This is a genomic window from Sphingomonas sp. DC5200-1 (assembly GCF_049897245.1).
GTDB lineage: Bacteria > Pseudomonadota > Alphaproteobacteria > Sphingomonadales > Sphingomonadaceae > Sphingomonas > Sphingomonas aquatilis.
This window is the reverse complement of the sequence record NZ_JAFCVW010000006.1, coordinates 127319-144130: the sequence shown is the minus strand read 5'-3', so window position 1 is coordinate 144130 and position 16812 is coordinate 127319. Positions and strand designations below refer to the sequence as shown.

15 protein-coding genes and 1 tRNA gene are annotated in these 16812 nt (G+C 66.3%); 10 read left to right on the top strand and 6 right to left on the bottom strand.

Annotation, left to right across the window (positions count from 1 at the left end; all coding sequences use genetic code 11):
- Positions 1-22: 22 nt before the first annotated feature.
- The 4 genes from ACP7A3_RS14845 (at position 23) to ACP7A3_RS14830 (ending at position 6099) form a co-directional block, all read left to right on the top strand.
- Positions 23-1507, top strand: a complete 1485-nt coding sequence (locus ACP7A3_RS14845; protein WP_426256357.1) for a flavin-containing monooxygenase — start codon at positions 23-25, stop codon at positions 1505-1507.
- Positions 1508-1921: 414 nt separating this feature from the next.
- Complete coding sequence (locus ACP7A3_RS14840) at positions 1922-3214, top strand: EAL domain-containing protein (protein WP_426256358.1); 1293 nt, start codon at positions 1922-1924, stop codon at positions 3212-3214.
- Position 3215: 1 nt separating this feature from the next.
- Entirely contained in the window at positions 3216-5651 is a 2436-nt protein-coding gene (locus ACP7A3_RS14835; protein WP_426256359.1) for an ATP-binding protein, read from the top strand.
- Positions 5652-5709: 58 nt separating this feature from the next.
- Entirely contained in the window at positions 5710-6099 is a 390-nt protein-coding gene (locus ACP7A3_RS14830) for a response regulator (protein WP_043059996.1), read from the top strand.
- Here ACP7A3_RS14830 and ACP7A3_RS14825 read toward each other — a convergent pair.
- Complete coding sequence (locus ACP7A3_RS14825; protein WP_426257157.1) at positions 6096-6425, bottom strand: hypothetical protein; 330 nt, start codon at positions 6423-6425, stop codon at positions 6096-6098. The two genes, ACP7A3_RS14830 and ACP7A3_RS14825, sit on opposite strands and share 4 nt — an antisense overlap.
- Positions 6426-6492: 67 nt before the next feature.
- Here ACP7A3_RS14825 and ACP7A3_RS14820 point away from each other — a divergent pair, with 67 nt between their 5' ends.
- Positions 6493-7881 (top strand): carboxylesterase/lipase family protein, encoded by a 1389-nt coding sequence (locus ACP7A3_RS14820; protein ID WP_426256361.1) that lies wholly within the window; start codon positions 6493-6495, stop codon positions 7879-7881.
- 142 nt (positions 7882-8023) lie between these two features.
- On the opposite strand, the gene ACP7A3_RS14815 is transcribed toward ACP7A3_RS14820, so the two are convergent.
- Together ACP7A3_RS14815 and ald are read right to left on the bottom strand one after the other, a co-directional pair.
- Positions 8024-8242, bottom strand: coding sequence for a DUF3072 domain-containing protein (locus tag ACP7A3_RS14815; protein WP_017978172.1), 219 nt, complete (start codon positions 8240-8242; stop codon positions 8024-8026).
- A 38-nt stretch (positions 8243-8280) separates the two neighbouring features.
- The gene (gene ald, locus ACP7A3_RS14810) at positions 8281-9387 is read right to left on the bottom strand and encodes an alanine dehydrogenase (RefSeq protein WP_147034962.1); all 1107 of its coding nucleotides are present in this window, start codon (positions 9385-9387) and stop codon (positions 8281-8283) included.
- A gap of 123 nt (positions 9388-9510) precedes the next feature.
- Between ald and ACP7A3_RS14805 the strand changes: the two genes are divergently transcribed.
- From ACP7A3_RS14805 to ACP7A3_RS14785, 5 genes are all read left to right on the top strand, one after another.
- Positions 9511-9954, top strand: a complete 444-nt coding sequence (locus ACP7A3_RS14805) for an Lrp/AsnC family transcriptional regulator (protein WP_017978174.1) — start codon at positions 9511-9513, stop codon at positions 9952-9954.
- 200 nt (positions 9955-10154) lie between these two features.
- Positions 10155-12077, top strand: coding sequence for a potassium transporter Kup (locus tag ACP7A3_RS14800; protein ID WP_426256362.1), 1923 nt, complete (start codon positions 10155-10157; stop codon positions 12075-12077).
- Positions 12074-12583: a 2'-5' RNA ligase family protein gene (locus ACP7A3_RS14795; protein WP_294212134.1), complete on the top strand. Its 510-nt coding sequence runs from the start codon at positions 12074-12076 to the stop codon at positions 12581-12583. Before ACP7A3_RS14800 ends, ACP7A3_RS14795 begins: the two co-directional genes overlap by 4 nt.
- Before the next feature lie 44 nt (positions 12584-12627).
- Positions 12628-12704: transfer RNA gene (locus ACP7A3_RS14790), tRNA-Met, on the top strand.
- Between the two features lie 97 nt (positions 12705-12801).
- A complete protein-coding gene (locus ACP7A3_RS14785; RefSeq protein WP_426256363.1) occupies positions 12802-13095 on the top strand; it encodes a hypothetical protein in 294 nt (97 codons plus the stop codon).
- Here ACP7A3_RS14785 and fdhD read toward each other — a convergent pair.
- The 3 genes from fdhD to ACP7A3_RS14770 are packed head-to-tail and all read right to left on the bottom strand — an operon-like array spanning position 13092 to position 16668.
- Positions 13092-13883 carry a formate dehydrogenase accessory sulfurtransferase FdhD gene (gene fdhD / locus ACP7A3_RS14780; protein WP_426256364.1) on the bottom strand — a complete coding sequence of 264 codons (792 nt, stop codon included), beginning with the start codon at positions 13881-13883 and terminating at the stop codon, positions 13092-13094. The two genes, ACP7A3_RS14785 and fdhD, sit on opposite strands and share 4 nt — an antisense overlap.
- Positions 13880-14473 (bottom strand): molybdenum cofactor guanylyltransferase, encoded by a 594-nt coding sequence (gene mobA, locus ACP7A3_RS14775; protein ID WP_426256365.1) that lies wholly within the window; start codon positions 14471-14473, stop codon positions 13880-13882. Before mobA ends, fdhD begins: the two co-directional genes overlap by 4 nt.
- Positions 14380-16668 carry an FdhF/YdeP family oxidoreductase gene (locus tag ACP7A3_RS14770; protein ID WP_426256366.1) on the bottom strand — a complete coding sequence of 763 codons (2289 nt, stop codon included), beginning with the start codon at positions 16666-16668 and terminating at the stop codon, positions 14380-14382. The genes mobA and ACP7A3_RS14770 overlap by 94 nt, the downstream gene beginning before the upstream one ends.
- Positions 16669-16812 lie beyond the last annotated feature (144 nt).

Here is a 16812-nt window from a genome sequence, read left to right as displayed (position 1 = left end):
TAACGGGTATGCGGAGAGAGCGGTGGCCGAGCATTTTGACGTCGTCGTCGTGGGCGCGGGAATTTCCGGGGTAGGGCAGGCGTATCACCTGCAAAAACGCTGCCCTGACCGCAGCTATGTGATCCTGGAGGGGCGGGCTGCGCTGGGGGGTACGTGGGACCTGTTTCGGTATCCCGGTATCCGATCCGACAGCGACATGCACACCTTGGGCTTCGCCTTCCACCCGTGGCGCGCGGCCAAGTCGATTGCCGACGGCCCCTCGATCCGGGCCTATGTCGAGGAAACGGCGCAGACCTATGGCATCGATCGCCATATCCGCTTCCGGCACCATGTCACCGCGGCGTCCTGGTCGACCGCTGATGCACGCTGGACGGTGGAGGCGACCGGACCGGACGGCGAGCCGCTGACCTTCACCTGCAATTTCCTGTGCATGTGTTCGGGCTATTACAAATATGCCAACGGCTACACGCCGCATTTCGAAGGCGTGGACAGCTTCGGCGGGCGGATCGTCCACCCACAGCTCTGGCCCGAAGACCTGCAGTATGACGGCAAGCGCGTCGTCGTGATCGGCAGTGGCGCGACGGCGGTGACGCTGGTGCCCGAAATGGCGAAGCGCGCCGGCCACGTCACGATGCTGCAGCGCTCGCCCACCTATGTCGTGTCGCGTCCGGCGGAGGATCGCTTCGCCAACTGGCTGCGCGACCGGCTACCGGCAAAGCTCGCCTACGGCACCACGCGCTGGAAGAACGTGCTGACCGGCATGATCTTCTACCGCATCGCCAAGAAGCGGCCGCAAAAGTTCAAGGAGCGGTTGATCGGCATGGTGCGCGAGCATCTGGGGCCGGACTATGACGTCGATACCCATTTCACCCCGCGCTACAATCCGTGGGACCAACGGCTGTGCCTGGTGCCCGATGCCGATCTGTTCGATGCGATCAAGCGCGGCGATGCGTCGGTCGAGACGGGGACGATCGATCGTTTCACGCCGACGGGTATCCGGCTGTCATCGGGCAAGGAATTGCCCGCCGACATCATCGTCACCGCGACGGGGCTGGAACTGCAATTGCTCAGCGGGGTGCGCTTCAGCCAGGACGGCATGCCGATCGATCTCAGCAAGGCGCTGCAATATAAGGGGATGATGTTCTCGGACGTGCCGAACCTGGCCTATACGTTCGGCTATACCAATGCCTCATGGACGCTGAAGGCGGATCTGGTCGCGACCTATGTCTGCCGCCTGCTCAACACGATGACAAAGCGCGGGGTGCGCCAGGCGACGCCGCATACCGACGATACGACGATGACGACCGAACCGTTCGTCGATTTCACCTCGGGCTATATCCAGCGCGCCGAACGCGATCTGCCCAAGCAGGGCTCACGCAAGCCGTGGAAGCTCAACCAGAATTACGCGCTGGACGTGCTGGCGTTGCGCTTCGGGTCGGTGGACGACGATATGGTGTTCAGCAATCCGGCGCGTGAGCGCAGGGGGACGGACAGCATCGCGGCTTGAGCGCGGTGCGCTGGCCTGTGTCGGGCCGTGCCGATGGGATGAAGGAGGGCGGCTGTTGGCGGACGATGCGCCGGCGCCGTGATGTCACCCAACAGGGGCGAGGTTCGGTACAATCGATAGAGAAATGCCGGCGCGATGGGGCGCCGCAACGGATCCGGTTCGGGATGGCTGGAGGCGTAGCCCGCCGCCATCCCGAACCGGTCGTGATTACCAGGGCTTGATGTCGACGGTGATGGCAGCGGCGACGATCGCGAAGAACAGTTCCAACATGCTTATCTCCCTTATGGTCGCACCGCGAGGATGCCCGTTAACCTTAACAGTACATTAAGGATTACTCAATCTGGCATTCAGGCATTTAGGGGCATCGCGAGGATTAACGCTATCTTCAGCGATCTGGCGTAGCCCGGACCCGTCATGACGCGCGCGCCCCGCACGAAAAACGAGCAAATTCCGAAGGATAGGGCGGTCAGCGCGCCCACGCCAGCGGCTGTTTCGCAGCGCTTTCACCTGTTGGTCGCCATCGCCAACTTCGCCGATTTGCGCCGCCGGGTCGGCTGCGCGCGCGCGGAGGGGATCGCGTCGATCGCTGCGGCCCGAATCAGTCGGTTACTGCCCGATGCCTCGGTGGCGATCATCGGCCGCGATCAACTGGCCTGTACGTTCCTCGACGACGATCCTGCGGCGATCGATATGCGGACCGCCGCCATCGCCGCGGGGTTTCGCGAACCGTTCCTGATCGGCGATGCCAGTGTCTTGTTCTCGCTCGATTTCGGTGCCGCCTCCGCGCCCGCATCGACCGTCGACGAGGTGGCGCTGGTCGAAGCGGCCGAGGCGGCGCTCGCCCGCACCCGCCTGTCGCGCGATCTCGCCCCATCCGCGCTGCCCGCGGAGCTGATCGCGCTGGGTGACGAATTCGAGCGGGCGATCGCCTGCGACGAACTGATCCTCCACTATCAGCCCAAGGTCCACGTCCGGCGGCAGGAGATCACCAGTGCCGAGGCCCTGGTGCGCTGGCGCCATCCGACGCGCGGGCTGGTGATGCCCAATGATTTCATTGCGGCGGCGGAGCAGTGCAATCTGATCGGCGCGATGACGCTGTGGACGATCCGTCGTGCCATCGCCGATCAGCGTGACCTCGTATCGCGCGGCCACGATCTGCGGTTGTTCATCAACATCTCGGGTCAATTGCTGGCCGACGACGCCTTCGTGCGCGAAGCCTGCGTGCTGGTGGGCGACAGCGATGCCCGGCTGGGGTTCGAGATCACCGAAACGTCGGTGATCCGCGATCCTGCCAGCGCGATCGCCAACCTTCAGATATTCGCGGATTTCGGCATCGTCATTTCGATCGACGATTATGGTGCCGGCCTGTCCTCGCTGGCCTATCTGAAGCAATTGCCCGCGCGCGAGCTGAAGATCGACAAATTGTTCGTGACGCAGCTCACCAGCTCCAACCGCGATCCGCTGATCGTGCGATCCACCATCGATCTGGCCCATGCGCTGGAGATGGAGGTGGTGGCGGAGGGCGTCGAGACGCATGCCGCGCTCGCGCTGCTGACGGTGATGGGCTGCGACATGGTGCAGGGATTCCTGCTCAGCCGGCCGGTGCCGCTCGACGCACTGGTCCAATATATGGACGACGGACTTCATCGCCTCGTCCGACCGCAGCCGCTCGCCGCCTTCGGTGGCTTGCAGGTCCAGCGGCGCTGACATGGCCACGTACCGGCCCGTGTCGCGGCCGGGCCGCATGATGCTCGCCGCCCTTGCCTTGATACTGGCGACGCCCGCGGCGGCGGTTCAGACCGGCGACCGCTTCGATGCGTTGATCGCAGACGCTCGCGCGGCGATGCTCACCGATCCGCATCAAACCGTGACCCGTGCGCGCGAAGCCGAACGGATGGCGGCGGGCGCCGAGACCGCATCGCAACGTGCGATGATGCAGGCGACGGCACAGTGGTTGCGGGGTGAGGCGCTGCTGCGATTGAACGACGTCGATGGCGCCCGTCCGCTGATCGAACATGCGGTGCGCGTGTCGGCGCGGCTGGCGCCGAATGCGATGCTGCATGGCGACGCCCTGCTGGCACGGGGCTGGATCAACACCGCGCAGGTGGATGTCGCCGATGCGCTGAGCGACTATCAGAAGGCCTATGCGATCTTCCGCCGGCAGGGCGAGGTGCGCAGCCAGTCCAAGGCGTTGCAGTCGATCGGCGCGCTGTACAGCGGCGCGAACGACCATGTGAATGCGCTACGCTATTTCGACCAAGCACTTGCGACCTACCGCGGCGATCCGATGCTGGCGCTCTCCCTGTACAACAATCGCGGCGGCGCACTAAAAAAGTTGAAACGGCTGCGCGAGGCGGAGGCGCAGTTCGACAAGGCACTGGCGCTGACCGCCCAGATGCGCAGCCCGCTGCTGCGATCGCTGGTACTCGGCAATATCGCGGAGACGCGGCTGGCGATGGGCAATGTCGCGGGCGCGCAGCGCGCGATCGACGAAGGCCTGCGTCTGTCGGGGCAGGACGGCGCCGGTCAGCCCTATCGCACGGTCTTAATCGGGCTGGCGGCGCAGGCGGCGTATCAGCGCCACGATCTGGCAACGGCGGCGCGGCTGATCGGAGAGCGGTTCGCCGGCCAGGATTTTGCCAAATCGACGCTGATCGACCGTGAGGCGCACCAGACCGCATATACGATCTACCGCGCGAGCGGCGCGCCCGACCTTGCGCTACAGCATCTGATGGCGCTGAAGCGGCTGGACGACGAGGCGACCACGCTTGCCCGGTCAACCAATGCCGCGCTGATGGCGGCGCGCTTCGATTTCGCGAACCAGGAACTGCGAATCGCCAACCTGCAACGCGACGAAGCCCGGCGGAGCGTCGCGTTCGAAAAGGCGCGTGTCCGTACGCAGCAGACCGTGTTCGTCGGCTTCGCCGTCGGCGTGCTGGCGGTGCTGCTGATGCTCGGCATCGGCGTCATCACGCTGCGGCGGAGTCGCGATCGTGTGCGTGCCGTCAACGCGGACCTGAAAAAGGCGCTGGCCGCCAAGTCCGAATTCCTTGCGACGACCAGCCACGAAATTCGCACGCCGCTGAACGGCATTTTGGGTATGACGCAGGTGATGCTGGCGGATGGCAGCGTCGCGGGCGATCTGCGCGATCGACTGACCGTCGTCCACGGGGCCGGCGTGACCATGCGCGCACTGGTCGACGACATCCTCGATGCCGCCAAGATCGAAAGCGGTCGCCTGACGATCGAAGACGCGCCGTTCGATCTCGCTGCGATGCTGCGGGACTGCCTGCGCCTGTGGCAGGATCAGGCGGCGGCGAAGGGCCTCGTCTTCCACGCCGATCTGTCGCGCTGCCCGGATTGGATCGTCGGCGATGCGTTGCGCGTGCGGCAGATCGTGTTCAACCTGATGTCCAACGCGTTGAAGTTCACCGCGAGCGGCAGCGTGACGCTGACCGTCGAAGCGATCGCGGCGACGGGCGAAAGCGAGCGCATCCGAATCGTGGTGACAGATACGGGTACGGGCATCGCGGTCGAACAGCAGCAGGCGATCTTCGAATCGTTCACCCAGGCGGACACCAGCACCACGCGGCGCTTCGGCGGCACGGGGCTGGGCCTGTCGATCTGTCGCAACCTCGCACGCGCGATGGGCGGCGAGGTGACGCTGGCGAGCGTGCCGGGGCAGGGCGCCTGTTTCACGGTCGACCTGCCGCTCCGTCATGCCGACCGGCCGGAGCAGCCGAAGGATCAAGCGCAGGCAGGCGTCCTGGTCGTCGACCCGCATCCGATCACGCGGGCGATGCTGAAGACGGTGATCGCGACGCGGGCGGCGGACGTCGTACCGCTCGCGTCGCTGGACGAGGCATTCGACCGGCTGGCCGCCGACCCCGTCGACCGGATCGTCGTCGACGTTGCGGCGCTGCGCGCGTGCGACGCCCCCCATGCCGAGGTGCGGCGTCTGGTCGCAGCGGCGGGCCGCGAAGCGACAGTGCTGCTGTTGTGGCCGGCGGATGCCGCCGTGGCGCATGCGGCCTTCGATCCCGAAATCGAAGTCCTGCACCTTCTCAAACCGATAGCGGCGAGCGATCTGCTCGCCGTCCTGTTCGCCAGCCGCGACGCAACGCTTGTGTCGCAGGCGGCATGAGGCGTAGACGCGCAGCCATGTTGACCCATTGCCCTCGCGGATGCCGGACCATGGTGCGATGAACGTCTTGTTCATCGAGGACGACCGGATGAATCGCCGCGTCGTCCGCGACATGTTGGACGTTGCCGGCGTCGGCATGGTCGAGGCGGAGAACGCCGAGGCGGGGCTGGCGGCGATCGAGGCCGAAACCTTCGATATGCTGCTCATCGATCTGCGCATGCCGGGGATGGATGGCATCACCGCGATCGGGCACATTCGCGCGCGCCCCGACGACAAGGCCAACGTGCCGATCATCGTCATCACCGCGGACACGGCGCTGGACCTGCGCGAACGCTGCCTGGCCGCAGGCGCCAACGAGGTCCTGTTTAAGCCAGTGGCGATGGATGCGCTGTTCGAGGCCATGGGGCGGATCCTGGCGCAGGATCCCGGCGGCGCGACGATCGGCTAAGCCGCACCGCTGTCGTCGGCAGTCGATGGTCGCGTGGGCAGGATCGGGCTGTCTTCGGCCACAGTCGGGTCGGCAGTTCCGACAAGGGCGATCGTGTCGTCCTGCTCCTTCACCGCGAAGCCCACGTCTTCGAGACCGAGCTTCAGGTGGATGCGGGTCAGATGATCCGCCTCGACAAGGGCGAACAACGTTTCGGGTGTCTCGCTCATCCGCGTCCAACTGGTCAGGAATGGAGCCGTTCCGACATTAACCACCAATGTGGATGATTTGCGACGGACCGTTGGCTGCGGCCCGCTGCCGCGAACGCTCGCTGCGGCGATCTGCACCCGTGCTGTTGCCCGCCCGGTCATGCCGTGCGAGGCTCGCTCGCCGCGATGTGACCCGGAGCGCCCTATGAACTTGAATCCCCTTCGTTTTGTCTTGGCCCTGGCGATCGCCGGCACGAGCGGCACCGCGCTGGCGCAAGCCGTGCCGCAGGCGCGCACCGCCAGTGGGCCGGTACGCGGCGCGACAGACGCGGGCGTGGACGCGTTCAAGGGCATTCCGTTCGCGGCCCCGCCGGTGGGCGCGTTGCGCTGGCAGCCGCCGCAGCCGGTCCAGGCTTGGACGGCGCCGCGCGACGCCACGCATTATGCGGCGGATTGCATGCAGCTGCCGTTCCCCAGCGATGCCGCGCCGCTCGGCACGGCTCCAGCCGAAGACTGCCTCTACGCCAATGTGTGGCGGCCCGCAGGCGTCAAGGCGGGGGCCAAGCTGCCCGTTCTGGTGTGGATCTACGGCGGAGGCTTCGTCAACGGCGGGTCCTCGCCGCCGACCTACAGCGGCGCTGCGCTGGCGCGGCAGGGCATCGTGATGGTGAGCTTCAACTATCGCCTGGGACGCTTCGGCACCTTCGCGCATCCCGCCCTCGCGACCACACCGCGCGAGGTGGACTTCGGCCTGCTCGACCAACTTGCCGCGCTGCGCTGGGTGAAGCGGAACGTCGCGGCTTTCGGTGGCGATCCCGATGCGGTGACCATCATCGGCGAAAGCGCGGGCGGCATGTCCGTCCACGCCATGCTGACCTCGCCCGCAGCGCGGGGCCTGTTCCGCGCTGCGGTGATTCAGTCTGGCGGCGACGGATCGTACAAGGGCGCCAGCGTAGCGACCGCAGAGACGGCGGCGACCGCCTTTGCGCGCGCCAAGGGCATCGGCGGTACAGGCCCCGCGGCCTCGGCAGCGCTTCATGCTCTGTCCGGTGAGCAGGTGGTCGACGGCCTCAATCTCGCCACCCTGGGGCAGCAGCAGGGCGAGGGGCGCACATACAGCGGGCCGGTGCCAGACGGCCGCACCTTCATCGACGGCCGCGAGGCCTATCGCGCCGGTCGCTTCGCGCACGTTCCGGTGATGGTGGGGGCGACCAGCGACGATATCGGCGGACCGGATGGCGTCATGATCGGGGGCGCACGCGACGTCGCAGGGCTGCTCGCGAAGCAGGGCGTGCCGCTCTATTACTACCGCTTCGACTATGTCGCGACGTCGGCGGCGACGCCGGACGGTGCGGGGGCGGGGCATGCGACCGACATCCCGTTCTTCTTCGACACGGCCGACGTCAAATATGGCGCGGCGACCACATCGACCGATCGCGCCGCGGCGACCGTGGCGAGCCGCTATCTTGTCAATTTCGTCAAGACGGGTGACCCCAACGGCAAGGGCGCCGTGCCATGGCGGCGCTATGACGCGGCGGACCCGGCGATGCTGACGATGACGCGCGGCGGCGGGGCGATGCTGGCTCGCCAATGAAAGGAAGCGCTCGCCTCCGTTATTTGAGAGGCGAGCGCGAATTTCGTCGTGTCTGGTCGCTACGGTCGCGATGACAGGCGACGGGACGATATCCTGTGTCTCGCGGTAGCCGACTGCCGAGCTAACCGAGGCAAGCGGCGCGTTACTTCCCGCGGCCGGTCGCTTCCTGCAGCGCATCGATGCGCTTCGAGGCTTCTGCCTTGGTCAGCGTGTCGTCGAACGTTTCGCCGGCTTCCTCACTCAGCGTCTTCAGGTAGCTCGCCTGCGCGCCGGTCATCGCCTCGTCGCCGGTCGTCCAGTCGTCGGGGTTCTTTTCGGCGTTGCCGGTCGGGTGGTCCTTGGGATTCTCAGTCGTGGACATGGGGTCTTCCTTTCAGAAGACCCCAACATTCCTGTTCCTTATCCGTTCCAGCCGGTGAACGGCATGTTCAGCGCCTCGGCCACCGCATGATGCGTGATCTTGCCATGATAGACGTTGAGACCGTTGGCGAGGTGCGCGTCCGCCTTCATCGCCGCTTCCGCGCCCATGTTGGCGAGCTTGATCGCGAATGGCAGCGTCGCGTTGTTGAGCGCGAAGGTGCTGGTGCGCGCGACCGCGCCGGGCATGTTGGCTACGCAATAATGGATCACGCCGTCGACTTCGAACACCGGGTCTTCGTGGGTGGTGGCATGGCTGGTTTCGAAGCAGCCGCCCTGATCGATGGCGATATCGACCATCACCGCGCCGCGCTTCATCGTCTTGATCATGTCGCGCGTCACGAGCTTCGGCGCCGCCGCGCCCGGCACCAGCACCGCGCCGATGACGAGGTGGGCGTTCTTCACCGCCGATGCGATCGCCGCCTTCGACGCATAGGCCGTCTTGATCTGGCTGGAGAAGAACATGTCGAGTTCCGCGAGGCGATCGTTCGAAATGTCGTAGATCGTCACGTCGGCGCGCATGCCGACCGCCATCTGCGCGGCGTTGACGCCCGAAACGCCGCCGCCCAGGATCGCGACCTTCGCCGGCGCCACGCCGGGGACGCCGCCCAGCAACACGCCGCGACCGCCCTGTTCCTTTTCGAGGTAATGCGCGCCGACCTGCACCGACATGCGGCCCGCGACCTCGCTCATCGGCTTCAAGAGCGGCAGGCCGCCGCGCGCTGCGGTGACGGTTTCGTACGCGATGCAGGTCGCGCCCGACTTCACCAGCCCCTCGGCCTGCGCCTTGTCGGCGGCGAGGTGGAGGTAGGTGAACAGCAGGTGGCGCGGTTCGAGCAGCGCGATTTCGCTCGCCTGCGGTTCCTTCACCTTCACGATCATGTCGGCGGCGGCGAAGACCGCGGCGGGATCGGCCAGGATCGTCGCGCCCGCGTCGATATAGTCCTGATCCTCGAAATCGATGCCGGAGCCGGCCTTCGTCTCGACGACGACCTCATGACCGGCGGCGACCAGTTCGGCGACCGACGGCGGGGTCAGGCCGACGCGATATTCGTGGTTTTTGATTTCCTTGGGAACACCGATGCGCATGGGAATCTCCTCTTCCAACGGCGCTCTTACTACGCGCAGGGCGGGAGAGGCTTGCAATGTCATTGCCTATCGGCGGCCACTGCGGGATTTTCTTGCGTGAATGGGTGTCGTAGAGCGAGGATCATGCTCGACGCCCTAGACCAGAAGATCCTCGGCCAGTTGCTAGTCAGTTCGGACCTCACCAGCGCCGAACTGGGAGAGAAGGTGGGCCTGTCGCCCAGCGCCGCGCATCGGCGCGTCGGATCGCTCAAGGACCGCGGGCTGATCGCCGGCTTCCGCGCCGTTCTCAGCAAGGCGGCGCGCGGCAATCCCAGCGTCGTGATGGTGAACGTGACGCTGCGCGACCAGCGCGAGGAGACGATGGCCGCGTTCGAGCGCCAGATCGTCGACGTCCCCGAAATCCGCGACTGCTTCCTAATGAGTGGCGAGGCGGACTATATGCTCCACGTCGAGGTGCGGCGCGACGATACGTTCGAACGCATCCACCGCGAAACGCTGTCGCGGCTGCCCGGCGTCACCCGGCTGGCATCGCATTTCGTGATTCGTGAGGTCTTTCGCAGGCCCTAACCCGCGTTTGCTTCCAATGCGGTATGCGCTTGCGCGGCCGGGCGACGCGCGATGTCGGGTGACGCTTCATGCCCTGTCTCGGGGCGGCTCATCGCCTTCCGCTGCCGTTGCTCCCGCCGTTCAGGCCATGCTAAGGCAGCGCCGATGCAACAGCTTGCGAACAACGCCGGTCGCGTACCGACGGACCGATCGAGCCGCTCGTGAGCAGCCCCGTACCGGCAGCCCCTCCCGACGCCCGCGCGGAGGATGAAACCCCCGTTCACCACAGCGATGGCCTGCTGAAGCTGGCGGTCGGTGCGATCGGCATCGTCTTCGGCGATATCGGCACCAGCCCGCTCTACGCCTTTCGCGAAACATTCGCGGGGCACCACAAGCTCGCGCTCGATCCGCTGCACATCATGGGCGTGCTGAGCCTGATGTTCTGGTCGATGATGATCGTGGTGACGATCAAATACGTCGCCATCATCATGCGCGCCGACAATAATGGGGAAGGGGGCAGCCTGGCGCTGCTCGCCCTGGTGTCGGGGCGGACGAAGAGCAAGCGATGGTCGACCGGCATCGTGCTGCTCGGCGTCTTCGCGACCTCGCTCTTCTACGGCGATTCGATGATCACGCCGGCGGTGACCGTGCTGGGTGCGGTCGAGGGGTTGGCGATCGCGGCGCCGGCCTTTTCGGGGCTCGTGCTGCCGATCGTGCTCGCCATCCTGATCGCCCTGTTCTGGGTCCAGCGCAGCGGCACCGCGCGAATCGGGCTGATCTTTGGGCCGATCATGCTTGTCTATTTCGGCGTGATCGCGGTGCTGGGGCTGCTCAGCGTCGTCCAGACGCCGCATGTCCTGTGGGCCTTTTCACCGCACCACGCGATCCACTTCTTCCTCGCCGACCCGGTCCGCGCGTTCCTGGCGCTCGGTTCGGTCGTGCTCGCGGTGACGGGGGCGGAGGCGCTGTACGCCGACATGGGGCATTTCGGGCGCAAGCCGATCGGCCTGTCGTGGCTGGTGTTCGTGCTGCCCGCGCTGATGTGCAACTATCTGGGGCAGGGGGCGCTGCTGTTCCGCGAGGGCGAAGCGGCGCTGCGCAGCCCCTTCTACATGCTTGCCCCCGACAGCCTGCAGCTGCCGCTGGTGCTCCTCGCGACGATGGCGGCGATCATCGCCAGCCAGGCGGTGATCTCGGGCGCCTTCTCTGTCACGCAACAGGCGATCCAGCTGGGCTTCATGCCGCGGCTGCGCATCGAACATACCAGCGCGGCGACGGTGGGGCAGATCTATATCCCGCTCATCAACTGGCTGTTGATGACGATGGTGATCCTGCTGGTCCTGTTCTTCCGCACCTCGTCCAACCTCACATCGGCCTATGGCATCGCGGTGACGGGGGCGATGTTCATCGATACGTGCCTGCTCGGCGTTGCATTAACCCGGCTGTGGAACTGGCCGCTCTATGCCGCCGCGCCGCTGCTCGGCCTGTTCTTCCTGGTCGACGGCGCCTATTTCGCCGCCAATCTGACCAAGGTGCCCGATGGCGGCTGGTTCCCGCTGATGATCGGCCTGATCGTCTTCACCTTCCTGACGACCTGGTCGAAGGGGCGGACGCTGATGATGGAGCGGCTGCGCGAGGCGGCGATGCCGACCAAGGTGTTCATCACCTCGGCGATCAATTCGGCGAGCCGCGTGTCGGGGACGGCGGTGTTCATGACCTCCAGCGCCGATGGCGTCCCGCACGCGCTGCTCCACAATCTGAAGCACAACAAGGTGCTGCACGAGCGGATCATCCTGCTGACGGTGAAGATCGTCCAGCAGCCCTATTGGCCGGAAACCGACCGCGCCACGCGCGAGGAGATGGGCGACGGCTTCTACCGCCTCGTCCTGCGATACGGCTTCATGGAGGAGGTGGACGTGCCGGCGGCGCTGAAGCGCGTCCATGGCTGCGGCACCGATTTCAAGATGATGGACACCAGCTTCTTCCTGTCGCGCCAGACTTTGCTCGCCTCCGAACGGCCAGGCATGATGCTGTGGCGCGAAAAGCTGTTCGCCTGGATGCTGCGCAACGCCGAAAGCGCGATGGAATTCTTCCGCCTGCCGACGAACCGCGTGGTCGAGCTGGGCAGCCAGGTGGAGATTTGACCGAGCCGGCGCCCATCATCGTGACGGCCCTGTTCGGGCGGCGCGACCAGGGCTGGTTCGATGCGCAGCGGGCGGCGCACTTCCCGCCCGAACGCAACGTGCTGGCCGCGCATCTGACGCTCTTCCATCACCTGCCGCCCTCGGCAGAGGGTGAGATCAAGCATCGCCTGAACGGCCTGACCCGCGGCGTGCGGGCGCCGCAGGCGCGCGTCGGCGGATTGATGTCGCTGGGCCGCGGTGTCGCCTATCGGATCGAATCGCCCGACCTGGTCGCCATCCGGCGCGATCTAGCCGACGCCTTCGCGGGCCTGCTGACGCCGCAGGATGCTGGCGGCTGGCGCCCGCACGTCACCATCCAGAATAAGGTTCAGCCCAATATCGCGAAGCTGCTGCTGACCGCTTTGTCTCGCGATTTCGCCCCCCGCGACGTCGAAATCGCGGGGCTGGCGGCATGGTGGTATCGTGGCGGTCCATGGGAAGCACTTTCCCGTCACATGTTCGCTTGACGAGGGCCGCATCCCGCTCCTATAGGCGCCCCTCCACACGGCGGGGCGGAGTAGCTCAGCTGGTTAGAGCACGGGAATCATAATCCTGGGGTCGGGGGTTCAAGTCCCTCCTCCGCTACCACATCGGTAGCGCCGCGCGTGTGACACCATCGACAGCCGGAACGCTTTGTTCACCATTGCCGTGCGATGGCAGGCGCTGGTCGGTTCGGGTCGCGTCGATGCCCTATCACTTTTCCAATGAACGTCGGACCGCTGATCGGCGGGTCGCCAAGCAGCCCCATGCGGGGCCCGAGCGTCGTCTGGCGGAGCGCCGGGCGACCGAGGTGAAGCTCGTCCGCAAGCCGCAGCCGATGCATCGCGGCGTCTTGTGGGCGGCGGTTCTGATGGTGCTGATCCTGTCCGACAGCGTATGGCTCGACGGAGCATATCGCCACATGGTGACGGGCGGCATCGCCGACTGGATCGCGAGCGTGCGATATTGGTCCGACCACGTCTGGGACTGGCGCGCCTAGGCGAACGCGCCGAACGGATCGTTCATCACCAGCATCGCGTCGGACCGCGCGAGCGCGATCAGCGTCAGGCCGTGCGCGCGGGCGTGATCCAGCGCAAAGCTGGTGGGGGCGGAAATGCCGACCAGCAGCGGCGTTGCGGCGACCAGCGCCTTGTCCGCCATTTCAAAGCTGATGCGCGAGGTAACGAGCGTGAAGGCCGAGCCTGCGCCCGCCCGCGCCTGCGCGCCGATCAGCTTGTCGAGCGCATTATGGCGGCCGACATCCTCGAAGATCGCGGCGATCTCGCCATCGGCGGTGCAGGCGGCGGCGGCATGGACGGCGCCAGTCGCGGCGTTGAGGCGCTGGTGCGCGCGAATCGCCGCCAGCGCGGCAAAGATCGCAGACGGTTCGACGACAGGGCAGGGCGGCCGCTGGCGCACCGGCCGAGCTAGCTGCTCCAGGCTGGCGATCCCGCACAGGCCGCATCCGGTATCGCTGCTGCGATGGCGGACGCGATCGTGGATGCGGGGGCGGCAGTGCGCGGCGAGCGCAACGCGGACGATCCATCCCGCCTCTGCCGCGAAGACGTCGATATCCTCGACGTCGGCGGCGGTGTCGGCGAGGCGTTCGGTCAACATGAAGCCGAGCGCGAAGACGTCGAGATCGCGCGGCGTCATCATCATCACCGCATAGCCCAGCCCATCGACCTCGATCGCGACGGGGGCCTCGACCGCGACGTCGCGCAGACCCGTCGTCGCCCGGCCATCGGCGTGGAGCACCCGGATTGGCTCGGGCCGCGATACGCTCACAGCGCAGCGAGATCCTCGGGCGTGTTGACGTTGGCGATCCGTTCCGGGGTGGCGATCGGCAGCGCGCCGATCTGCTGCGCCCAGCCGCGCACCGAGCGTCGGGCATCACGCGCGATATGGTCGACGAGCGCGTCGGCGAGGTCGGCGGGCCAGTGGCCGATGACCGGCGCATCGCTGCAATAGCTGGGCGTGCGGCGCAGCAGCGCGGCGACGAGCACCTCGGGCAGGTACGGCGTGTCGCAAGGCACTGTCAGGACGCTGTCGAAGCCCTGCGTCGATGCATAGTGCAGCGCGCCCGCGATGCCGCCGAGCGGTCCGAGGCCGGGGGCGGGGCGATCCGCGATCCCGCCCTCTCGCCCCACGACGACCACCGCGTCGGCCCAGCGTGCGCAGGCGTCGCGGACGTGCGAGAGCAGCGGCCGCCCGTCCCACAGTGCGGCGGCCTTGTCGCTGCCGAAGCGGCTCGACTGGCCGCCGGCGAGGATCGCGGCGAGGATCAGGCCGCCTTCTCCACTCGCACCGGCACGGATTTCCCCGCCGGAACATGGCTTTGTTCGGCCTTGTGTGTGACCGGCATCAGGATGTTGCATTCCGGGTAATAGCCGCCCAGGCAGCCGCGCGGGATGTCATAGGGCACGACCAGCAGGCCATCGACGCGCTTGTCGCCATTCGTGCCCTCGTCGCCGACCAGATCGACCTTGTCGTGCTCGGCCAGGCCCAGCTCCGCCATGTCGGCGCGGTTCATCAGCACGACGTCGCGTGTGCCTTTGATGCCGCGGAACCGGTCGTGATAGCCATAGACGGTCGTGTTGAACTGGTCGTTGGAGCGCAGCGTCATCAGGCGGAAGCGGCCGGGGGCGTCCTTGAAACCGGTGGCGTTCAAGGCGCTCGGCACGTTGAATTCGGCGCGGCCGCTATCGGTGAGCCATTGGCGGTGGGCGGCGGGCACACCCTTCCAGAAGCCGCCGGGGATCCACATCCGCTCGTTGAAGCGGGCGAACTTGTCCGGATAGGTCGCCTCGATCGCATCGCGGACGAGGCCGTAATCGCCGACCCACGCGTCCCAATCGACCTTCGGGTTGGGATCAAGCGTCGCCTTGGCGATGCCGGCGAGGATCGCAGGTTCGCTGAGCAGAGTGTCTGCCGCCGGCGTCGCGCGGCCGCGGCTGCCGTAGATGCGGCTGAAACTGTCCTCCATCGTCACCGCCTGCGGGCCGGTCGCCTGTTCGTCGGTCTCGATCCGGCCGAGGCAGGGGAGAAGGTAGCAGGTCTTGCCGGGCAACAGATGCGTGCGATTAAGCTTGGTCGCGATGCTGACGGTGAGGTCGAGCGTCTGCCAAGCGGGCTCGATCCGTGCGGTATCGGGCACCGCGCGGGCGAGGTTGCCGCCCAGGCCCAGGAACGCCTGCGCGCTGCCGTCGATGATATGTTCGCACGCCTCGACCGTGTCCCAGCCCTTGTCGCGCGGGGGATCGAAGTCATACAGCTGCTGCAGCCGGTCGAGTGGGGCGAGTTCGGGCTTTTCGGTGATGCCGACGGTGCGTTGTCCCTGCACGTTGCTGTGGCCGCGAACCGGGCCGAAGCCGGCGCCGGGCCTGCCGACGTTGCCGCGCAGTAGCATCAGGTTCACCAGCGTGTGGAGATTGTCGATGCCGTGAACGTGCTGGGTCAGGCCCATGCCGTAGACGCAGATGACCCGCTTCGACTTGGCGTAGACCGCGCCGGCGGCTTCCATGTCCTGACGGGTGATGCCGCTTTCATGCTCCAGCGTTGACCAATCGGTCGCGCGGACCATGTCGGCGAACGCCTCGAACCCCGTCGTGTGTTCGGCGATGAAGGCGTGGTCGAGGATCGCGGGGGCGTTGATCCGCTGGCACTGGTCGTCCGCCTCGATGACGTATTTGCAGATGCCGACCAAAGCGGCGATGTCGCCGCCGGCCTTCACTTGGTGATATTGCGTGGCGATCGGCGTCGACTTGCGCGTCGCCATCTCGATCGGGTTCTGCGGGTCGGTGAAGCGTTCGAGGCCGCGTTCCTTCAGCGGGTTGAACACCACGATCTCGACGCCCCGCTTGGCGCAACTGCGCAAGGGGTGGAGAAAGCGGGGTGAGTTCACCCCCGGATTCTGGCCGAAATAGAAAATAGCGTCACATTGGTCGTAATCCGACAAATGGATCGTGCCGACGGGCGAACCAATTGCAGACTTGAGGCCGACCGATGTCGTCTCGTGACACATGTTGGAGGAATCCGGCAGGTTCTGGCTGCCGTACAGGCGCGCCATCAACGCCCACATGTAGCTCGTTTCCAGACTCGCGCGGCCGGACGCGTAGAAGATCACCTTCTTGGGGTCGTAGCGCTTCAGATGCGTGCCGATATCGGCAAACGCCTCCGCCCAGCTGACCGCGACATAGCGATCGGTGGCGGCATCATATTTCATCGGATGCGTCAGGCGCCCGGCCTGTTCCAGATCGTAATCCTTCCAGCCGCGCAAGTCGCTGACGGTATGCTTCGTGAAGAATTCCGGGGTGGTGCGATAGGTGGTCAGCTCCCACGCGGTGGCCTTCGCGCCGTTTTCGCAGAATTCGGCGATATGCGGATGCGCCGGCTTCCCCCAAGCGCACGAGACACACATGACGCCCCCGGGCTTGTTTAGCCGGGTCAGCTCGCGCGCGGTTTCCGGCCGCACCTTCTCGCGAAGGTTGATCTCCGCAACCGACTTCATCGATCCCCAACCACCGGCGGGACCGGTGTAAGGTTCGGTGCTGATCGTCTGGTCGTCGCTCACGTCGCAGTCCCTCCGCTCGTCCGGACGCCAACGTCCCGCCCGGCGGTTGGATGCATGCCGCATGCCACGGCTGATGTACACGCCATCCGATATCTTATCACACGCCTGCCGGCCGGCGCATGGCCAACCCCCACAATTTGAAGC

What these genes read in the sequence shown, in the direction of transcription:
- mobA (WP_426256365.1), bottom strand. Translation starts at nt 14,473, where the DNA reads ATGCAACATCCTGATGCCGGTCACACACAAGGCCGAACAAAGCCATGT.
- ACP7A3_RS14815 (WP_017978172.1), bottom strand. Translation starts at nt 8,242, where the DNA reads ATGTCCACGACTGAGAATCCCAAGGACCACCCGACCGGCAACGCCGAA.
- ACP7A3_RS14835 (WP_426256359.1), top strand. Translation starts at nt 3,216, where the DNA reads ATGGCCACGTACCGGCCCGTGTCGCGGCCGGGCCGCATGATGCTCGCC.
- ACP7A3_RS14840 (WP_426256358.1), top strand. Translation starts at nt 1,922, where the DNA reads ATGACGCGCGCGCCCCGCACGAAAAACGAGCAAATTCCGAAGGATAGG.
- ACP7A3_RS14785 (WP_426256363.1), top strand. Translation starts at nt 12,802, where the DNA reads ATGCCCTATCACTTTTCCAATGAACGTCGGACCGCTGATCGGCGGGTC.
- ald (WP_147034962.1), bottom strand. Translation starts at nt 9,387, where the DNA reads ATGCGCATCGGTGTTCCCAAGGAAATCAAAAACCACGAATATCGCGTC.
- ACP7A3_RS14805 (WP_017978174.1), top strand. Translation starts at nt 9,511, where the DNA reads ATGCTCGACGCCCTAGACCAGAAGATCCTCGGCCAGTTGCTAGTCAGT.
- ACP7A3_RS14820 (WP_426256361.1), top strand. Translation starts at nt 6,493, where the DNA reads ATGAACTTGAATCCCCTTCGTTTTGTCTTGGCCCTGGCGATCGCCGGC.
- ACP7A3_RS14830 (WP_043059996.1), top strand. Translation starts at nt 5,710, where the DNA reads ATGAACGTCTTGTTCATCGAGGACGACCGGATGAATCGCCGCGTCGTC.